The following is a 19,390-nucleotide window of genomic DNA, read 5'->3' on the forward strand; positions in this document are numbered from 1 at the left end:
ACATTTCCTTGTAAAACCATTTCCATTGCTCCGCACTTTCGAATTCAGATTCCACGCGCCGCGGCAGGCATTCGGGCGCCGCCATCGGCCACCAGCGCCGCGCCTGTGATGAAAGAGCTTTCGTCGCAGGCAAGGAACAGGCACACGGCGGCCATCTCCTCGGGCCGCGCCATGCGGGCCAGTGCAATGCGGGCGACTGTGCGCTCCCTGGCCTGCGCCTCGGTGATGCCCAGCTCGCGCGCTATGTCCTGCATCTCCTTGGCGGCCATCGGCGTGTCGACCCACCCCGGGCACAGCGCATTGACGCGCACGCCCTGCGCGCCGTAGGCCTGCGCCGCCGATCGTGTGAGGGCGACCACACCCGCCTTGCTGGCCCCGTAGCTCGCCGAGCCGGCGCCTGCGTTGAAGGCCGCCACCGAGGCAATGTTGACTACCGATCCGGTGCCGCGCGAAAGCATGTGCGGCAACACTGCCCGCATCGTGCGCATCGTGCCGGCGAGGTTGATCTCGTGCTGGCGCGACCAGACCGAATCTTCGATGTCGGCTGCATCGTCGTTGACGATCACGCCTGCGGCATTGACCAGCACGTCGATGCGGCCATGCCGTTCGAGCGCAGCCGCCACGGCGGCGCGCACCTGGGCCTCGTCGGTCACGTCGCAGGTCAGGGCGCCCGGGAATGGCGGCAGCGGCATACCGCACGCCAGCACTGTGGCGGCCTCCTGCGCGAAGCGCCAGACCACCGCGGCGCCGATGCCGCTGCTCGCGCCGCACACCAACGCCACCTTGCCCTTCAATGCTGCCACTGCCCTGCCCTCTCGGTAGGCTTGCTCGCCTGCGGCTCGATGCGCCGAAACTCGGCCTCGAGCACCTGCTCGACCTCGGCCGGGGTGAACAGCGGCCGGCGCTGGACGAAGGCAGTCCATAGCAGCGCATACAACGCCGTCAGTCCCAGCATCACACCGAAGGGCACATAGATGTCGCGCGGGTTCATGTTCGGCGGCGTGATGTACCAGATGGCAATCAGGATGCCGATCGAGGACACGATCTGCGGCAACGGAAAGAACGGCGAGCGGTAGGCCCGCGGCAGTTCGGGGCGCCGGATACGCAGCAGCACCACCGACACGTTGACCATCAGGTAGGCCGTTCCCCATGCACACACCGCCGCGAGCACCAACGGCAGGATGCGATCGAGGTTACCGTTGATCCAGATCACGTGCGCGATCGGGATGATGGCCGAGACCACGATGCCGACAACCGGGCTGCGGTACTTGGGATGGAGGTAGGCGAACGCCTTTGGCAACGCGCCGTCCACCGCCATGCCGTACAGGATGCGCGGCAATGCAGCCATCAAGGTATTGATCGTCGCGGCGCCGGCCAGGAGGAAGGCAATCCCGAGCCAGATGCGTCCGAAAGGTCCGAGCACCTGCTCGGCGAAGGCGGGGATCGCCTCGGGTGTCTCCAGCAGATGCACGAGCCCCTTGGGATCCACCGGCGTGTTGGGCACCTGGCGTTGCATCGCGGCGCCCCACATCAGCATGCACAGCGACACCAGGCACAAACCCATGAACATCGACCGCGGGATCGAGCGTTGGGCATTGCGCAGGTCCGGCGCCAGCGGCGTGACGAACTCGACGCCCAGGAACATGAACATTGCCAGGCCCACCAGCGACAACACCGCGAACAGGTCGGTGCCCACCGCCGATGCGCCGAACCAGCCCTCCAGGTTGACCTGCGCCGCCATCGACAGCCCCAGCACGCCAAAAACCATCAGCGTGACCCACATACAGAAGGTCAGGACCACTTCCACCCGCCCGAATGCGGCGATGCCGAAATAGTTGAGCCCCGCGAACAGCACAACCATGCCCACGCCCACGGTCCAGGTGGCATCGTGCGCCACGAGCACGCCATGCAGGCCCGGGAAGTTGACTGTGGCCATCACACCGGAGAGGATGGTCTCGGCGGTGCCAGCGAACACATGCACCAGCATGTAGGCCGAGATGGTTCCGGTGATGGCGAAGAAGCGCCCGCAGCCACAAGCGATGTAGTCGTAGACGGAGCCGGCCGTGGGCAGCATGGTCGCCGCCTCGGCAAAGGTCGAGGCCTGCGCCAGCATCAGCACGAAGGCGATGAGCATCGCGGCGACGAAAGCCCAGCCGCCGATCGAAAAACCGGTGGTGGCCGTCAGGATGGCGGGGCTGGCCATCACAACGCCGACAGAGGTGGCCAGCGCGGTCGGGAATCCGACAACGCCGCGTACGAGGTGCGCATGGGTGCGTTCTGCAGGGGTCATGGGGTGCTTTCGGATTCGTTGAAGAAAGGGCTCTCCGGCAGGGTCGAGCCGCCATCGACCACCAGGGTCTGGCCGGTGACGTAGCGCGCAGCGCCGCTGGCCAGGAAGCACATCGCGCAAGCGATGTCCTCGGGCCGGCCCAGTTCGCCGGCCGGGATGTGTCGCGCGATGCGGGCGGCACGTTCCGGGTTGGAGAGCAGCGATCCGCCCTGCTTGGCGATGTAGCCCGGCTCGACGCCGTTGACCGTGATGCGGTCGGCGGCCAGTTCCAGCGCCGCGCTGCGGATGAAGCCGTTGACACCGGCCTTGCTGGCGGCGTAGTGCGCGCTGCCCGGCATGGCCACGCGCGGTCCGGTGACGGAAGAAGTCACCAGCATGCGCCCGCCACCGCGCGCGCGCCAGTGCGGCAGCGCGGCCTGGACCAGCCAGAAGCAGGCCTTCAGGTTGACCGCCAGCGTCGTGTCCAGGTCGGCATCGCTCATCGCTTCGATGCGCGCCCAGGGGTTGACGGCTGCGTTGTGCACCACGATGTCGAGCTCGCCGAAAGCACGCACCGTCTCGGCGACCGCCCGCGTGGCTTCGTCGTGCCGGCCGATGTCGCAGCCGATGGCCCGCGCGCTGCCGCCTGAAGAACGAATCGTCTCGGCGATGCCCTCGCCCGCCGCTTCCGTGCGGTTGGCGATCAGGACCCGCGCGCCGGCTTGGGCGAAAAGCGTGGCGATGGCCGCGCCGATGCCCCGGCCGCCGCCGGTGACGAGGGCGACCTTGCCGTCGAGCCCGAACACGGCGGGCGTCACTTGACCAGCTCCTCGATCAGTTCATCGAACATCGCGTTGTGCCTGTCCACGTCGTCGGCCGTGGTGCCGGGGCAGCACAGCATCATGTTGTGGAACGGCGTGATCAGCACTCCGCGGTTCATCAGGAACAGGTGAAGCAGCGCCTCCATGCCGGCATCGCGGTGCTGCCGGACTTCGGTGGCGTTGCGCGGCTCGTCGGGCGCGAACAGCGTCTCTACCCGTGCCCCCACCCGCGTCGCGTGCCAGGGCAGGCCGCAGCGCGCAATGCTGTCGTTGACGCCGCGCTGCAGCCGCTCGGCCAGCGCCAGCATGCGCTCGAAGGCGTCTTCGGTCAGCACGTCGGACAGCACCGCGCGCATCACGGCCACGGTCAGCGCGTTGCCGGCCAGCGTGCCGCCGAAGCCGGCGTGCGCACTCTGGCGCACCGTTGGCGGCACGGGAGGCAGCGCCTGCCAGACGCGCTCGGCCGTGGCCTGGCTCAGGCCAAAGGCCGCCGCGGGAATGCCGCCGGCGATCGCCTTGCCCAGGACGAACATGTCGGGCGCCAGGCCATGCAGCCGCGTGTAGCCGCCGGCGCCGCTGGAGATAGTGTGCGTCTCGTCGATGACGAGCAGTGTTCCCGTTTCGCGCGTCAGCCGCCGCAGCGCCTCGTGAAAGCCCGGCTGCGGCGCGATCATCCCGTAGTTGGTCATCGCCGGCTCGGCCAGCACGCAGGCCACGTCGCCCTGGCGGAGCGCGGCTTCGAGCGCCGGAACGTCGTTGAATTCGACCACGCGCGAAAGCTCGTCGTGAGGAAAGAAGTTGTGGTGGATGTTGTTGCGCATCTGGACCGCGCCCTCGCGCAGTTCCACATGGGCTTCTTCCACACTGCCGTGGTAGGCGCCGGAAAAGACCAGCACCCGCGGCCGCTCGGTGACCATGCGCGCCAGCCGGATGCAAGCGCGGTTGGCGTCGCTCGCCGACGTGGTGAGCGTCCAGTACGGCACGCCGAAACGCCGGGTGAGTTCCTGGCCCACCCATTCCGCGTCGCCCGTGGGCAGCATCAATGAGGTGCCGATGCGCGCCTGGTGCGCCATCGCGGCAACCACTGCCGGGTGGCCGTGCCCGCACATGCCGCCGGTGTCGCCCAGGCAGAAGTCGACGTAGTCGTTGCCGTCCACGTCGCCGAAGCGGACGCCGTAGGGGCGCGCCTCGTCGCGGATGTAGATCGGCCAGCCGCCGATCCAGCGCCGCATCCAGTGCGAGGGGGCGCCGTACAGCCAGCTGGATTTGCCTTGGGCGTAGGCCTCGCCGGAACGGGTATGGGTGGCCGCGTAGCGGGCCTGCTCCGCTGCCATCAGTTCGGCCACGCGGGTGGGATTGGGAAAGGGAACGGTCATGGTCTCGGGTTGTGAAATGGGGACTAGGAACCGGGTGCCCATCAGCACCCAAGCAGGGTCAGCGCTTGCCGGTACGACTGCGCCGGCTGCGTGACGTCGAAATGAACCACCCGCATGCCGGCACGCCGGCCACCTTCGACGTTGCGGAACTGGTCGTCCACGAACACACAGGCGTCTGCGGGCAGGCCCAGCTGCTGCGTGCACTGCGCGTAGGCGCGCGCGTCGGGCTTGAGGATCTGTGTGTAGGTGGCGTCGATGACCACATCGAACAGCTGCAGCAGCGGCAGCCGCTCGCGAAAGCCGGCGCCATAGAACAGGTCCAGTTCGTTGGACAGGACGGCGAGCCGGCAGCCGGCGGCCTTGGCCGTGTGAATCGCCGCCACCGCCTCGGGCCGGAGCACGGCCTGCACGTCCGCACCACGCGCGCGCTGCACGAACGTCTCCATCCGGTCCCAGTCCTCGCCCAGCAGGCGGCCCACCTCGCGGGTGCGTGCCATCCAGTAGTCACGCTCGCTGATCTTGTCGGCCTGCATGTCGCGCCACAGCGCGTCGCCACCCGGATCGAACGGGCCGCGCCAGTCCAGCGTGCCGGAGGCCAGCCCGAGGGCCTGTTCCGTCAGGTCGTGCGTCTCGAACGGCGTGCGGCTGATGACCCCGCCGAAGTCGAGCACCAGGGCTTGAGGGAAGTCATTCATGCGATTGCACCGCACCAGGCAAGACGATGCCGTCACGCACCCAGGTGTCGAAGATGTCGAGCGCCGCCTGGGCGAAGGCGGCATCGTTAATGTGCGCGTCCAGCTCGACCAGCTGTGTGTTCGGTCGCACGGCCAGGCGCAGCTCGTCGACCAGCGCGGCCAGGCCCTCGGGATCGTGCAGGGGCTCGCCCGGGCGGTCCCAGCCCTCGATGCCTTGCTTGGGAACGAGCAGCGCGACCGGTGCGGTGGCCTCGCCCAGGCGCTCGCAGATGGCGCGCGCCGCTTCACGGCGCATCGCGGAATCGATGCAGACGGAAGCCAGCAAGCGATTGTGCGCATGTTCCGGGCGGCCGGTGAAGCGCGCCGGGCGCGGACCCCAGGCCGGGTAGTCCAGCATGTCGGTCGCGCCAGGCGCCACCAGCTGCGGCACTCCGGCGCGGCCCGCGCCGCGCAAGCGGTCCGGCCCGGCCGTCACGCACGAGCCGCCCAGGTGATTCACCAGTTCCTGCTGGCAAAAGTCCATCACCGCCACGAAGCGGCCCTGGCTCGCCAGTTCCTCGAAGGCGCGGCCGCCCATGCCGGTGGAGTGAAACACGGCTAACTCGTAGCCGCGCCGCTCGAGCTCGGGCCTGAGGGTCTTCATGTAGCTCAGCGCGCTGGATCCGAGCGAGGTCATGCCAACCATGGGACGCTCGAAAGCCGGCGCCACGGCACAGCGGCATGCGCCCATCACGGCGCCGGCGGCCTGCGCCAGCGCGGAGCGGCAGAGGCTGTTCAGGCCATACAGGCCGCCCGCCCACAGCACCATGATCAGGTCGGGCGGAATGCGCTCGGGCGGCAGCATGTGGGAGTGAGCGACGGTGGACACCAGGACCTTGGGAAACCCGAGCGGCAGGGCATTGGCCACGTCCAGCGCCAGGTCGGTGCCCATGGTGCCGCCCAGCGCCAGCAGCCCATCGATGCGGCCCTGCGCATGCAACCGCGCGGCCAGCGCGGTCGCGCCCTGGGCCATCAGCACCATGGCGCTGTTTTCGTCGCCCGAGTCGGCGACCTGCTGCAAGCTCAAGCCGGCGGCTTGCGCCACTTCGTCGTTGGTCACGTCGGGCGTGACGCCGCCGCGCCCGAGCACGCCCACGTCCATCACCATCACGCGGCCGCCCGCGCTTTCGACACGCTCGCGCATGAACGCGATCTCGTCGCTCTTGGTGTCGGCGGTGCCGATCAACAGGATTGTCGGTGTCGTGTTCATCTCAAAGTGCCTTGTCCACGGCGGCGTAGGACGCTTCGAGGATGTCCACCAGATGGTCAACCTCCTCGCGCGTGATCACCAGAGGCGGCGACAGGATCATGTTGGGACCGGAGATACGCACCATCGCGCCGCGCTGGTAGGCCTCGCGCGCGACACGTGCCGGGATGTCGCTGCTGCGCGGCTGTGGAGTGCGTTTGGCCTTGTCGGTCACCATTTCGATGCCGGTCATCAGGCCCACACCGCGCACATTGCCGACGAAGCTGAACTTGCGCTCGAACTGCGCCATGCGCTCCTGGAAATGCGCGCCCACGCGCGCCACGTTGCCGACCACGTCCTTCTCTTCGAGTTCGTCCAGCGTGGCCAGCGCGGCCGCCGCCGCCACCGGGTGCCCGCTGTAGGTGTAGCCATGGGCCACGGTGCCCAGGCCCGCGGTGTCGGCCAGGAAGGCGTCGGCCACCTTCTTGCTGAGCGCAGTGGCGCCCAGCGGCACGTAGCCCGAGGAGATGCCCTTGGCCAGGCACCAGATGTCCGCCGTCGTGCCCCACAGGCGGGTGCCGAACATGGCGCCGCTGCGGCCGAAGCCGGTGACGACTTCGTCCGCGATCAACAGCACCTTGTGGCGTTCGCACACCTCGCGCACCAGCGGCCAGAAGTTCGGCGGCGGCACGATCACCCCCGCCGAGCCCTGGACGGGTTCGGCAATGAACGCGGCCACGGTGTCCGCGCCCTGGAACTGGATCTCGCGTTCCAGCAGGCCGGCGCAGATGCGGCCCAGCTCTTCGGGATCCTGTGTGTAGGCATTGCGGTACAACCAGGGGGAGTCGACATGGAAGCAGCCGGGCATCAGCGGCTCGTAGGCGCGCCGGATGTTGGCCAGGCCGTTGACGCTCATGCCGCCGAAGTGCACGCCGTGGTAGCCCTGCTTCAAGCTGATGAACTTGGTACGCTCGGGCTGGCCCAGCACCTTCCAGTACTGGCGCGCGATCTTCAGCGCGCCCTCCACGGCGTCGGAGCCGCTGTTGCCGAACATCACCGCACCCACGCCGTCGGGTTGCATCATCTTCACCACGCGCGCCGACAGCTCGATGGCGCGCGGGTGCGTGGTGCCGCGGAAGGTGTTGTAGAACGGCAGTTCGTCGAGTTGCGCGACGATGGCGTCACGCACGCGCTTGTTGCTGTGGCCGAGGTTGCTGCTCCACAGGCCGGCGACGCCGTCGATCATCTTGTGGCCGTCGATGTCCCAGATCCAGCAGCCCTCGCCCCGGGCGATGATGTCGGGCTTGGTCTTCTGCATGGCCTGCGGGTGGGCCATGGGATGGAACAGGTACTGGGCGTTGTCTTGCTTGAGTTGGTCGATGCCGGTTTTCATGGAAACTTCCTTTGAACTTCTGTTGCGATGCCGGTCGCGGTGGTCCTCATCGCGGCACCCCGACAATCACCGTCTTCAGCTCGGTGTAGCCGAGCAGGCCTTCGGCCCCCATCTCGTGGCCGTGGCCGCTTTCCTTCCAGCCGCCGAAGGGCATCTCGGGCTGCGAGACTCCGAAGTGGTTGATGCCGACCATGCCTGCCTCGATCTCCTCGGCGAGGCGATGTGCCGTGACCAGGTCGCGCGTGAAGGCGTAGGCGCCCAGACCGTAGGGTGAGTCGTTCGCCTTCGCGATGGCGTTAACGAGTTCGTCGAAGGGTTCGATGGTGGCGATGGGACCGAACGGTTCGGTGTTCGCGAGCCGGCAGGCCGGCGGCACGTCCGTCAACACGGTGGCCTCGAAGAAGTAGCCCGGCCGAGCCGCGCGCTTGCCGCCGCACAACAACCGCGCGCCCTGGTCGATCGCCTCACCAACCAGCGTTTCCATATCGTCGATGCGGCGCGCATGGGCCAGCGGCCCCATCTGCGTTTGCGCATCCAGGCCGGGACCCAGGCGCAACGCGCCGGCCGCCTTGGCGAAGCCGGCACTCCAGGCCTCGTAATGCTTGCGGTGCACATAGAAGCGGATCGGCGAAGCGCACACCTGGCCGGCGTTGCGGTACTTGGCCACCACGGAGGTCTTGAGCGAGAAGTCGAAGTCGGCATCCTCGCAAACGATCACCGGCGCGTGGCCGCCGAGTTCCGGCGTGTAGCGCTTGACGCCGCGCGCGCACATCTCGCCCAACAACTTGCCCACTGCCACCGACCCCGTGAACGAAACCTTGGCGATGGCCGGGTGTGCGATCAGCAGCGACGAAACCTGTGCCGGCTCGCCGCATACCATGTTCAACGCATCGGGCGGCACGCCGGCATCCAGGAAACAGCGCACCAGCGCCATGCAGCTCCCCGGTGTCTCTTCAGCCGGTTTCACGACCACGCTGCAACCGGCGGCCAATGCGCTGCCGATCTTGCGGGCCGGCAGGTTGACGGGGAAGTTCCAGGCCGTGAAAGCCGCCACCGGGCCCACTGGCTGGCGCATGACGGTCTGGCTCAGGATGCCGGCCACGCGCGGCGGAACGGTGCGCCCGTACAGCCTCTTGGCCTCCTCGGCCTGGAATTCGATGATGTCGGCCGACAGCGTGACTTCGCGCAGTGCCTCGGCCAGTGGTTTGCCCTGCTCCAGGGTCAGGACGTGCGCGATGTCGGCGGCACGCTCGCGCATCAGGTCGGTCGCGCGCCGCAACACCGTGAAGCGCTCCAGCGCGGACAGCTTGCGCCACTGCGCGAAACCGCGCCGCGCGGATTCGGCCGCCGCGCGCAGCTCCGGTTCGCCGGCCAACGGCAGCATGCCCAGCGTCGATTCGTCGGCTGGGTTCAGCACAGGACGCTCACCGCCCGAGGTTTGCGTCAGCCATTGGCCGCCGATATGCAATGCAAGGATGGGATACTTCATGCTGCGAAGGTAGCCCGGAGGTGGCTCCAGGCGTGATCGCATTCCCGCAATTCAACACCCAGGGAAAACCCTAGAATTCATTTCGACAACGACGTCCAGCGCGCCGGTACGCAACTTGCCGACTTGCCCTCTGACCCGCCGATCAATGCCCGCCCTCGAAGACACCCCGCAACCGCCGACCGGCGAGTCCACGGCATGGCTGCGCCAAGTTGAATCGACGGACATCGACGAGCACGCGGCGGCGCAGCCACACTGGTCGCTGCACTACGACCAGCTGTCCAGTGGCGCCTTCATGGGCAGGTTCACGCATCTGCAGTTGCCCGGTCTGCGGCTGGTGTTCGAGAGCGCGAACCGGGCGGTACGGCAGCGCGGGAGCATTGGCGAGGGGCACTACGGTTTCGCGATGCTGACGCAGCAGGCTGGCGACGCCTTCTTCAGCGGGCAACGGCTGGACCACGAAACCATGATGATCGGCCGGGGGGAAGAACTGGACCTCTCGAGTCCAGCTTCTTTCAGCATGATCGGTGCCGTGGCCGATGGCGCTCTGCTGAGTTCCCTTTGGGAGGCCTTGTACCAAAAGCAACTTGCATCCTGGCTGGACAAGCAGGTCACGGTGCAGACGCGTGCCATCCTCGCCGAAGAACTGCGAACAACCCACCTGGCAATACTGGACCGCGTCGCCACCGCGCCCGCAGTGCTCAATGACCCCGTCGCTGTGATGCAGATGCGCGACGCGATCCTGATCGAGTGGATCGAGGCGATTCCGGCACAGGTCGATACCAGCGGGCTCAAGAGCGTGGAGGCGCGCAGGCGCGTGGTGAACCGGGCCTGCGAGGTGATGCTGTCGCAGCCCGACCAGCCGATGTCGGGCCTTCAACTCTGCAAACAGGTGGGCGCCAGCCCGCGCAAGCTGGAGTACTGCTTTCGCGACGTGCTGGGCACGAGCCCGGCGAAGTACCTGCGCACGGTGCGCTTGAACGGCGTGAGGCGCGACCTCAAGCGCAACACGAACGACGGTGTCGGCGTTTACGACCTTGCCGCACGCTGGGGTTTTTGGCACCTCGGCGAGTTTTCAGCAGACTACAACCGCCAGTTCGGCGAACTTCCATCGCAAACGCTGCGACGGGCGCGCCAGTTGCGCTGAAGTACGGGTCTTTGGCCGCGTCGCCACCCGGCTGGCTACGGAGATCAAACCTCCCAGTACGGCGGCTTTCCGAATTTCTGGCTGAAATAGGTCACGAAGCTGCGCAACTGCTTGGACTTGGAAAGTTCGGGGAGCCAGACGAAGCTGATATCGCGGGGCTCGGCGTCGCTGTCAAAGCGGCACTGCGGCAGCAGCTGCACCAGCTTTCCCTTGCGCAAGTCCTCATGCACGGCCCAGCTTGCCAGCAGCGTCACACCCATGCCGTTGCATGCGGCTTCCGCGAGAATGTCCGAGCTGTTCGCGGCCATAGGCCCCGCCACGTGCAGAGTGCGCATGGTGCCGCCGGACCAGAAGTGCCACACCCCCGTCGGTGCCAGCCGGGTATGGATGAGGCAAGGGTGCCGCGCGAGGTCTTCCGGGCTTGCTATCCTGCCGCGCCTAGACTCATAGCTCGGCGATGCGCAGAGAATTCTGCGCTGTTTGCCGATTTTCGCCGCGACAAGACGGCGGTCCGGAAGATGCCCGATGTGAAGCAGGAGATCCACTTCGTCGCGGACGAGGTCCACTTTCTCGTCGGTCAGCGTCAGCCGGATTTCCACACCCGGATTTGCGTCGCGAAAAGATTGTAGGTAGGGAAGGATGTGCTTCTTGCCGAACATCGGTCCGGTAGTCACCTTCAGCACGCGCGGGCTGGAATTCGATTGCCGCAGCAGTTCCAGCAACTGGTCCGCCGATCGCAGCATCTCCTTGCCGGAATTCACGAGCAGATGCCCGGCATCGCTGGGCGAGATGGTTCGCGTGGTGCGCTTGAACAAAGGGACGCCCAGCATTTGTTCCATGGCGAGCAGTTGCCTTGAGGCCGCGGGCTGCGACAAGCCGAGGCTGGCTGCCGCGTCGCTGATCGAGCCGCATCGTTCGATAGCGAGAACCAGCTCCACGCCCGCGATCAGCTGCACGCGGTCCGTCACTGCGCGCTGCTGCTTCAACTTGCGTTCACCGGAATCGTTGCCCATTGCCGTTGCGAGTCCTTGTGAGCGCGATCATAGTGCGACGGCCACCGATCTCTAGTTTTCCCAAGGCGACGCCCGCCACAGGGCGCGGTAGTCCCGGTCCTGGCGCTCCAGTTCTCCCTGAAATTCCCCAGGCGCCATGTACCGGACCGGCATCTTTTGGGTAGCAGCCTCCCGCTGGAATTCGGGGCTGCGCACAACGGCCGCGATGGCATCCGACAGGATACCCAGTACCGGTGCGGGTGTTCGTGCGGGCGCTGCAACTCCCCGCAAGGCGCTGATCACCACGTCGACACCCTGCTCGCGCAGTGTCGGCATCTGCGCCGCCGTTGCGGAACGCTGTTCCGCGGCCTGGCCCAGTGCGCGGACCAGACCGCCCTGAAGATCGGAAGAAGCATCCGCGATGGTGATGAACCCGACATCCACGTCGCCGGCCAGCACCGCCTGACGGATGGGAACGGTACCGGAGTAAGGTACCGCCATGAGCTTTGCGCCGGTACTCTTCTGCAGGGACAGGAGCGCGAAATGCGGCAATCCACCATTGCCCGTCGTGGCCAAGTTGACGCCGCCAGGCTTGGCCTTGGCTTCGGCCAGCAAGTCCTTCATGGACTGGAACCGGTGTTCCTTGCGGACAAAGAAGATGCCCACATCCTCCACCAGATTGGCGATGGGTGCGAGGTCGCCAAGCTTGTATTGCGCGGCGCGCTGGATAGGAAGCACCACTACGTTAGGAGCCGTAACGATACCGATCGTGTAGCCGTCGGGCTTCGCTCGGGCAATCGCGGCAAAACCTATTTCACCGCCCGCCCCTGGGCGATTCATCACGACGACTGGTTGGCCAAGCTTGCGCTCCAGGTGTCGTGCAAGCAGGCGGCCAGCTGAATCCGCGCCTCCTCCGGCTGGGAACGGCACGATCATCGTGATCGGTTGCTCCGGAAACGCTGCATGTGCTTGCGCAGTGGCCGTGGCGGCGATCGCGAATGCGAGCAGGTGGTGGATCAGTCTGTTCATCGCTGAATCTCCTTCGCTGTATTGAGCGGTTGATGCAAACGCTTTCCACTATTCTGGCCTGGTCGCACTGCGCTCGCACCCGTTCAAGCGCATGAGACTTATGATTTTGGCGCATGACTTGTGCGAGGAATCCGTGAAATGCTCTCTGGAACGCAAAGAACCGTTTCACCAGCACAGGGCAATTTCATGCAGCAATCCACCTCAACCAGCAAGGAACAGATTGAACGACGGATAGCGCGCTATGGCGAGCTTCCGGGTACAACGAGTGCTTTCATCGATTCGCGGCTACCCGGCGGCCAAAAGCAGAACTTCAAGTTGGTCGCCGCGGGCAAGGGTATCTTCGAAAACCCCGACATGCGCCCGGCGATCCCTGTTCCGCACAACATCAACATGAGCTGGGTCCTGATCCCGCCCGGCGGCGGATCGAATCTGCACGACCATCCCGGCTCCGGTGCCGAACTTTTCATTCCAGTAGACGGTCCACTGACGATCTATTGGGGAGACGATGGCGAGCAGCAGACGACACTGCAGAAGTTCGACTGCGTCTCGATCCCGGAGGGCCTGATGCGGGGCTTTCGCAACGACGGTGACAAGCCCGTACTGATGCTCGCCATCGTCGACGGCGGCGCCGCCGGCGGCGGCAGCGTGCGCTGGCATCAATCAGTCCTGGAGCGAGCGGCCCAGACCGGCCTGTACCTCGATGCCAGCGGAAAATTGGCGCAGCGTGTCTCGGAAGGAGCAGAAAAATGACGAGAGTTCAGATCGCCCGCTATTCGAGCCTCTCGGGCAACAGGGCCGGCTTCCTCGACACCCGGCTGCCGGGTGGCGCTAAGGAAAACCTCAAGCTGATTGGCCGGGGCTCCTCCGAGAACCCATTCCCGCCGGCGATTTCCGGGGACCACAGGTATGTGATGAACTGGGTCAGGATCCCGCCGGGTGGTGGATCGCGGATGCACTCACACCCCACGCAGGAAGTCTTCATCCCTGTGGAAGGCGACATGACCATCTACTGGATCGCCGAGGATGGCGAAGAACACACGCTTGCTGCCCACCCCAGGGACTGCGTCTCTATGGAAGGTGGCGTGATGCGCGGCTTTCGCAACGACTCGGATGGCCAGGCGTTGATGCTGACCATCGTGACGGGCAATGACGCTGGCGGCCCCTTGCTTTGGCATGCCGATGTGGTGGCCGAACAGAAGGCCCTTGCAACTTGACTCATCAGGAAATCCTATGGACGATACAACCTCTCCGCTGACTCACGCTGACCTCGACCTGCTTGCTTTTTGGGACACCCCAACGATCTGCAATGCCCTTGAGCTGCTGGTGCCAGGCCTGCCGCTCACCTCTTACACGACCCACCCCGGAGTTGCGCTGGACGGGCCGTTCAAACCCATGATCGGTGCCGCACGCGTGGGCAGCATCCGCGCCCGGAACAAACCCACCCAGCCAGCAGCCGACCGCTTCGACTGGTACGACTATGTCCAAGCCCGGGACTTGCCGACGATTGTCATATTGCAGGATCTTGACGAGCGCCCCGGCGCCGGCGCTTTCTGGGGTGAGGTGCACTCCAAGGTACACCTCAAGCTTGGGGCACGCGGCTGCGTCACGAATGGCTCCTTTCGGGACACGGACGCTTGGGCGCCCGGCTTCAAGATGCTGGGCGGCTGCTTGAGCCCCAGCCATGCACACGTGCACCTGGCGGGCTTTGGCGCGCGCGTGTCGGTGCTGGGCATGGACGTCGGACACGATGACATCGTGCACGCCGACCACCATGGGGCCGTGGTCATCCCGCGCGATTGCGTGCGGCGTCTGCCCCACGCAATCGAAAGGATTGCCGCCAAGGAGCGCCGGACGCTGGACCTCTGCGACGCGCCGGACTTTTCGCCGGCCCTGATGCGCCGCGTCCTCAAGGAGGGCCATATCCATTGAAGCAAGTGCAGCTAGGGATCGCCGGGTTGGGCTGGTGGGGCCAGCGCCTGGTAAGGTCCGTTCAGGGGATAAGCGACCAGGTCCGGTTCGTCGCCGCAGCCGTGGCCGAGCCTGCGAAGCGTACGGGCATCGCCGCGGAGCTGGGTCTCGAACTGACCTCTTCAGTGGAATCCCTGGTCCGCGATCCGCGCCTGGACGGGATCGTCATCGCCACGCCGCATTCGCTCCATCGCGAGCAAGTGGAACTCGCGGCCGCCGCCGGCAAGCACGTGTTTTGCGAAAAGCCGCTGGCCCTCACCGCGGACGATGCCCAGCGGGCGATTGCCGCGTGCGCGGCGCACGGGGTGCAACTGGCGGTTGGCCATAACCGGCGGTTCGCGGCCAACGTTGCGTCGCTGTTCGACATCGTTCGCAGCGGCGAGCTCGGAAAGCTCCTGCACATCGAAGGTCACTGGAGCAACGAGAACACGACCCGTTCCGACTTCGGGGCCTGGCGGGCGTCGCCATTGGAAAGCCCCGGCGCCGGAATGACCGGAACGGGCATTCACGCGCTGGACATCATGACGGCGTTGTTCGGCAAGGCCGACGTGGTGAGGGTTCATCACAGCTCGCATTCGGCGCCGGGGGAGAGCGTGCGCGATGCACTGAGCGTGCTCCTGGAGTTCGAGGGCGGCGTATCGGGCCTCCTGGCCACGATACGGCCGACGCCGCGCTTCTGGCGCATCCACGTGTTCGGGCTCGATGGATCTGTCGAGGCACGCGGGGATACGGAGCTTCGTGTTTACCGCCGCGGTGTTCCGCCCGAAGTCATGCAGTTGCCGCCGACCGACACGCTCCGCCGTGAACTCGAAACATTCGCCGAGAGCTGTCTGGGCCTGGCCGACTACCCGGTCACCGCCGACCATTTGGTGAACTGCGCCTGCGCGCTAGAAGGCATCGTGGCGCGCATGGACAACGAGGAGCCTCGTCATGATTGATGCCGCCATTCTGGGCCTCGGCTGGTGGGGTCAGGCGCTCGTTGCCTCCGTGCAGGGGAAGAGCGAGAGACTGCGCTTCGTCAAAGCGGTCGTGCCCGACGTCGCGAAGCGTGCCGCCGTCGCAGCCGAGTTGGGCGTTGGACTTTCCACGAGCTTCCAGGAAGTCCTCGAAGATCCCTCGATCGGGGCGGTGGTGGTGGCCACGCCCCACTCCCTCCACGTGGAGCAGGTCGTCGCTACTGCCCGAGCAGGCAAGGCCGTGTTCTGCGAGAAGCCGCTCTCGCTCACGCGCGGCGGAGCGCAGCGATGCGTGGACGCCTGCGCCGCTGCCGGTGTGGTGCTGGCGGTGGGACACAACCGCCGCTTCATGCCGGCGATCGCGTACCTCCAGGACGCGCTCAGCCGCGGCCTGCTGGGCCAGGTGCTGCACCTGGAGGCGAACTCGAGCAACGAAAGCGCCCGCACGAGTTTCTCGGCATGGCGCGCCGAGTCGGCAGAGTCGCCCGCCGCGGGCATGACAGGAACGGGCATCCACCTGCTGGACCTGGCGGTCTCCCTGTTGGGCAAGCCGGAACGCGTCTTTGCGAGAGTGTCCGCCCATGGGCACACGGCGCCGCCAGAGGACACGTGCAACGTATTTTTCACCTTCACCAATGGCGTATCCGCCACGCTTTCGATGGTGCAGACGACGCCACGCTTCTGGCGCATGCACCTTTTCGGCAGCGACGGGTCGCTGGAGATCCTGAACGACGACGAGATGGTGCTGTACCGGGCCGGCCAAGCGCCCCTACGCCAGCGCCTGGCCAAGGTTGCCGCGCTCAGGCTGGAACTGGACGCATTCGCCCAGGCCATAGACCGCGAGAGACCCTACCCCATCTCACCCGAGCAGATGCTGTGGACGGCGGCAGGAATGGAAGGTGTCTGCCGGTCATTGGCGACGGGCAGCGAGGAGAGCCTATGAGCAACCTTGACGAACGACTGCGCGCGGTAGTGCGCCACGCCGGTATCCCGGGTGTGGTCTGTGCCGCGGCCAGCCAGGCGGAGTTGATCGATGTCACCGCGCTGGGGCAAGTGGAGTTCGGATCCGCGCAGGCAATGACGCTGGACACGACCTTCTGGATCGCCTCCATCACGAAACTGGCCACCGCAGTCGCCGTGCTTCAGCTGGTCGAACGCCGAAGCCTCGGCCTCAACGACGAGGTAGCGGATTACCTGCCTTTCTTTGAAGACCCGGAAGTCTTGGCGAGCTTCGGCCGCACCCCTGCTCGAGCGCGAGTAAGGGTGCGCCATCTGCTCACCCACACCGCCGGCTTCGGCTACGAGGCGTGGAGCCCGACTCTCTCCGAGTATGTCGCGCAGAACGGGCTGCCCGCTGCACGGACCGGATCGCGCAGGTCGCTGGAGCGACCACTTCTGTTCCAGCCGGGCGCGTGCTGGAACTACGGCATAGGCATGGACTGGGCGGGGCTGCTGGTGGAGCAGGTCAGCTGCGGCACCCTGTCCGACTATCTGGAGGCCAACGTCTTCAAGCCGTTGGGGATGCGTTCGACCGGGTTTGCGCCGGTGCCCGCAGTCATTCGTGCGGTGCTGCATACGCGGCAGGCCGATCGCGTGCTGGACAGGACTCCGATGGATCCGAATCCGTACCGCGAATTCGATTCCGGTGGTGCCGGCCTCTACTCCACTCCGCGCGACGTGCTGCGCCTCCTTCAGTCCATCTTGCGCGCCGACCGGGGCAGCACCTCTGAAGTCCTCCTCCCCGAAACCGTTGCGCAGGCGCGCTGCAACCAGATCGACCTGCTGAGCGTGCGCGACCTGCCCACTTGCATACCCGAGCGCAGCCACGATCTAGCGCTCTTTCCCGGCAGGAAAAAGAAGTGGAGCTACCTGGGCCTGCTTCACCAAGAGGCCGAGCCGGCTGGCAGGTCCGCCGGCAGCGTCTCATGGGCCGGCGTTGCCAACACGTTCTTTTGGATCGACTTCGATATGTCCGTTGCGGCAGTGGTATTCGCGCAAGCCCTGCCCTTTCTCGACCCCGACGTGCTGGCGATCGTCGAGCGTTACGAGCAGGGCCTCTATGGTCGCCTGCGAAGGCAGGCTACTGCCTGACCAGGTTGGCGGGCACATTCCGGACGAAGGCCTCGATGTTGTCGACCAGCTGGTCGGCGAGCCCCTGGACCGCTTCATCGCTCGCCCACGCGACGTGCGGCGTCAGCATAAAGTCGGAACGATCCAGCAGCCGCATGAAGGGGTGATCGGACGCAGGCGGTTCCACGCTGACGACGTCAAAGGCAGCGCCGCTGATCTGTCCATTCGCCAAGGCGGGGCCCACGGCATGTTCGTCCACCAGGCCGCCACGTGCGGTGTTGATCAGCAGCGGCCTGCGCGACATGCGTGTGAACTCGTCAGTACCGATCATGTTGCGGGTCGCGGGTGTCAGCGGGCAGTGCAGCGTGATGATGTCAGCACGTTCTAGCACCTGTTCGAACGGCGTGTAGAGCGGCCCCATGTCCGCATGCCCCTTGTATGAGGCGAACAGAACCTTCATCCCCAAAGCTCGCCCCATTGCGGCGACTGCCTGGCCCAGTACGCCATCGCCCACGATTCCCAGGGTCGATCCGGCAAGGTCGCGAATCGGGTGATCGAAAAAACAGAATTGCTGCGCCTGCTGCCATCGCCCCGCGCGTACCGAATCGCGGTATGCGCAGATGCTCCGGCGCAACGCAAAGATCAGCGCGAATGTGTGCTCCGGAACCGTGTGTAAAGCGTAATTGCGGATATTGCTGACGGCAATTCCGCGCTTGCCGCAGGCCGCCAGGTCGATGTTGTCCGTACCGGTGGCGGCGACTGCGATCATCTTCAACTGCCCCGCGGCTGAAATCGCCCGCTCATCGAGCCTCACCTTGTTGACGATGACGATATCGGCTTCGGCCAGGCGTGAGGCCAGTTGATCGGGCCGGGTGCGTTCGTACACCTGAAGGTTGTGGGGAAAAGCTGGCGCCCTCAGGTAGGTCTGCGGCGAGATGGTGCCGCGGTCCAGGAATACGATGTTCAGGGGTGTGGTCTGATGTGTCATAGTCACTTGGATGCCCGCTCGTTCCATATCAGGGTGTACTCCTGTTGCTGGCGCAGCAGGTCTTTCGCAAATGCCTCGTGGTCCATGTAGCGGATGGGCATGCCCTGCTTCTGGGCCACGTCGAGGAATGCTGGATCTTTTGCCGCGTCGGCAACCACGCCGCGCAGCAGCTTGAGCACGTCCTCTGGGGTCCCGGCCGGTGCCGCCAGGCCGCGAGATGCGCTGGTGACCACGTCATAGCCCTGTTCGAGCAGGGTCGGGTTGCCCGGCATCGACTCGATTCGTTTCCTGGCGGTGACGCCCAGGGGCCGTACCAATCCTGCCCGCAGGTCTCCTGCCCCGTCGACCGCCGTAACATAGGCCATGTCGAGGTCACCCGCGAGAACGGCCATCCGCGTTGGAGCCGCGCCGCTGTAATGCACTGCCGTCAACCTGATGCCGGCCTTCTGTTCGAGGGCGAGCATGGCCAGGTGCGGCAAGCTGCCCTCCCCTGTCGTTCCGACAGTGACCTTTCCGGGATTCGCCTTGGCGTAGCTCACGACATGGGCGATCGACTTGAACGGGCTTTCCTTGCGAACGAAGAACATGCCATCGTCCTCTACGAGGTTCGCGATCAGCGTGAACTCGGACAGCTTGTATTGCGTGGGCTTTTGCACCGGAAACACGACCAGGTTGGGAGCCGTGACGATGCCGATCGTGTAGCCGTCCGGCTTGGCCTTGGCTGTGGCGGTGAACCCGATTTGTCCGCCCGCGCCACCGCGGTTGATCACCACCACCGGCTGCTTCAGCCGCTTCTCCAGATAGTGAGCGATGGCGCGTCCCGTGGCGTCCGCGCCACCGCCCGGTGCGAACGGGACGATGAGCGTGATCGGGCGATCCGGGTAGGCGGCGTGGACGGGCCAGGCCGCCAGGGCCAATACAGCCGTCAAGCTGGTGATGAAAGTGCGCAGCATCATGTCTCCTTGAAAACGCTCA

The 19,390-nt window shown here is 65.9% G+C and carries 19 protein-coding genes; 7 read left to right on the top strand and 12 right to left on the bottom strand.

All coding sequences use genetic code 11. From position 1 onward, the window contains the following. Positions 1-44: 44 nt before the first annotated feature. Genes EEB15_RS06515 through EEB15_RS06550 form a run of 8 tightly spaced genes read right to left on the bottom strand, consistent with a single transcriptional unit; the run spans position 45 to position 9,268 of the window. Positions 45-803: an SDR family NAD(P)-dependent oxidoreductase gene (locus EEB15_RS06515; protein ID WP_199236488.1), complete on the bottom strand. Its 759-nt coding sequence runs from the start codon at positions 801-803 to the stop codon at positions 45-47. Beyond that, entirely contained in the window at positions 791-2,290 is a 1,500-nt protein-coding gene (locus EEB15_RS06520; RefSeq protein WP_141508866.1) for an APC family permease, read from the bottom strand. The genes EEB15_RS06515 and EEB15_RS06520 overlap by 13 nt, the downstream gene beginning before the upstream one ends. After that, complete coding sequence (locus EEB15_RS06525) at positions 2,287-3,087, bottom strand: SDR family oxidoreductase (RefSeq protein ID WP_199236469.1); 801 nt, start codon at positions 3,085-3,087, stop codon at positions 2,287-2,289. Before EEB15_RS06525 ends, EEB15_RS06520 begins: the two co-directional genes overlap by 4 nt. After that, complete coding sequence (locus EEB15_RS06530; RefSeq protein WP_141508868.1) at positions 3,084-4,466, bottom strand: transaminase; 1,383 nt, start codon at positions 4,464-4,466, stop codon at positions 3,084-3,086. The genes EEB15_RS06525 and EEB15_RS06530 overlap by 4 nt, the downstream gene beginning before the upstream one ends. A 41-nt stretch (positions 4,467-4,507) precedes the next feature. Further along, positions 4,508-5,161, bottom strand: a complete 654-nt coding sequence (locus EEB15_RS06535; RefSeq protein WP_141508869.1) for an HAD family hydrolase — start codon at positions 5,159-5,161, stop codon at positions 4,508-4,510. Further along, positions 5,154-6,410, bottom strand: coding sequence for a Tm-1-like ATP-binding domain-containing protein (locus EEB15_RS06540; RefSeq protein WP_141508871.1), 1,257 nt, complete (start codon positions 6,408-6,410; stop codon positions 5,154-5,156). Before EEB15_RS06540 ends, EEB15_RS06535 begins: the two co-directional genes overlap by 8 nt. Before the next feature lies 1 nt (position 6,411). Continuing rightward, entirely contained in the window at positions 6,412-7,779 is a 1,368-nt protein-coding gene (locus tag EEB15_RS06545; RefSeq protein ID WP_141508873.1) for an aminotransferase class III-fold pyridoxal phosphate-dependent enzyme, read from the bottom strand. A 46-nt stretch (positions 7,780-7,825) separates the two neighbouring features. After that, positions 7,826-9,268, bottom strand: coding sequence for an NAD-dependent succinate-semialdehyde dehydrogenase (locus tag EEB15_RS06550; RefSeq protein ID WP_141508875.1), 1,443 nt, complete (start codon positions 9,266-9,268; stop codon positions 7,826-7,828). Positions 9,269-9,413: 145 nt separating this feature from the next. Between EEB15_RS06550 and EEB15_RS06555 the strand changes: the two genes are divergently transcribed. Continuing rightward, positions 9,414-10,412 (top strand): helix-turn-helix domain-containing protein, encoded by a 999-nt coding sequence (locus EEB15_RS06555; RefSeq protein ID WP_141508877.1) that lies wholly within the window; start codon positions 9,414-9,416, stop codon positions 10,410-10,412. 44 nt (positions 10,413-10,456) lie between these two features. Here EEB15_RS06555 and EEB15_RS06560 read toward each other — a convergent pair whose 3' ends face one another. Continuing rightward, on the bottom strand, positions 10,457-11,425 hold the full coding sequence (locus tag EEB15_RS06560; protein ID WP_141508878.1) for a LysR family transcriptional regulator: 969 nt from the start codon (positions 11,423-11,425) through the stop codon (positions 10,457-10,459). Positions 11,426-11,476: 51 nt separating this feature from the next. Continuing rightward, positions 11,477-12,433, bottom strand: a complete 957-nt coding sequence (locus EEB15_RS06565; RefSeq protein ID WP_141508880.1) for a tripartite tricarboxylate transporter substrate binding protein — start codon at positions 12,431-12,433, stop codon at positions 11,477-11,479. A gap of 186 nt (positions 12,434-12,619) precedes the next feature. Here EEB15_RS06565 and EEB15_RS06570 point away from each other — a divergent pair, with 186 nt between their 5' ends. From EEB15_RS06570 to EEB15_RS06595, 6 genes are read left to right on the top strand one after another with little or no spacing between them, the layout of a single operon-like run. Further along, positions 12,620-13,183, top strand: coding sequence for a cupin domain-containing protein (locus EEB15_RS06570; protein ID WP_158290015.1), 564 nt, complete (start codon positions 12,620-12,622; stop codon positions 13,181-13,183). Beyond that, positions 13,180-13,647 carry a cupin domain-containing protein gene (locus tag EEB15_RS06575; RefSeq protein ID WP_141508884.1) on the top strand — a complete coding sequence of 156 codons (468 nt, stop codon included), beginning with the start codon at positions 13,180-13,182 and terminating at the stop codon, positions 13,645-13,647. Before EEB15_RS06570 ends, EEB15_RS06575 begins: the two co-directional genes overlap by 4 nt. Before the next feature lie 16 nt (positions 13,648-13,663). After that, the gene (locus EEB15_RS06580; RefSeq protein WP_141508886.1) at positions 13,664-14,362 is read left to right on the top strand and encodes an RraA family protein; all 699 of its coding nucleotides are present in this window, start codon (positions 13,664-13,666) and stop codon (positions 14,360-14,362) included. Positions 14,363-14,367: 5 nt separating this feature from the next. Further along, entirely contained in the window at positions 14,368-15,339 is a 972-nt protein-coding gene (locus tag EEB15_RS06585) for a Gfo/Idh/MocA family protein (RefSeq protein WP_233259401.1), read from the top strand. Next, positions 15,332-16,300: a Gfo/Idh/MocA family protein gene (locus EEB15_RS06590; RefSeq protein ID WP_141508890.1), complete on the top strand. Its 969-nt coding sequence runs from the start codon at positions 15,332-15,334 to the stop codon at positions 16,298-16,300. The genes EEB15_RS06585 and EEB15_RS06590 overlap by 8 nt, the downstream gene beginning before the upstream one ends. After that, positions 16,297-17,448: a serine hydrolase gene (locus EEB15_RS06595; RefSeq protein ID WP_141508891.1), complete on the top strand. Its 1,152-nt coding sequence runs from the start codon at positions 16,297-16,299 to the stop codon at positions 17,446-17,448. Before EEB15_RS06590 ends, EEB15_RS06595 begins: the two co-directional genes overlap by 4 nt. Here the strand turns inward: EEB15_RS06595 and EEB15_RS06600 are convergent. Beyond that, entirely contained in the window at positions 17,438-18,442 is a 1,005-nt protein-coding gene (locus EEB15_RS06600; RefSeq protein ID WP_233259381.1) for a D-2-hydroxyacid dehydrogenase, read from the bottom strand. The genes EEB15_RS06595 and EEB15_RS06600 overlap by 11 nt on opposite strands. After that, complete coding sequence (locus EEB15_RS06605; protein WP_141508893.1) at positions 18,418-19,371, bottom strand: tripartite tricarboxylate transporter substrate binding protein; 954 nt, start codon at positions 19,369-19,371, stop codon at positions 18,418-18,420. Before EEB15_RS06605 ends, EEB15_RS06600 begins: the two co-directional genes overlap by 25 nt. Positions 19,372-19,390 lie beyond the last annotated feature (19 nt).

The sequence above is a fragment of the Ramlibacter sp. WS9 genome (assembly GCF_003797765.1).
In the GTDB taxonomy this organism is placed as follows: Bacteria; Pseudomonadota; Gammaproteobacteria; order Burkholderiales; family Burkholderiaceae_C; genus Ramlibacter.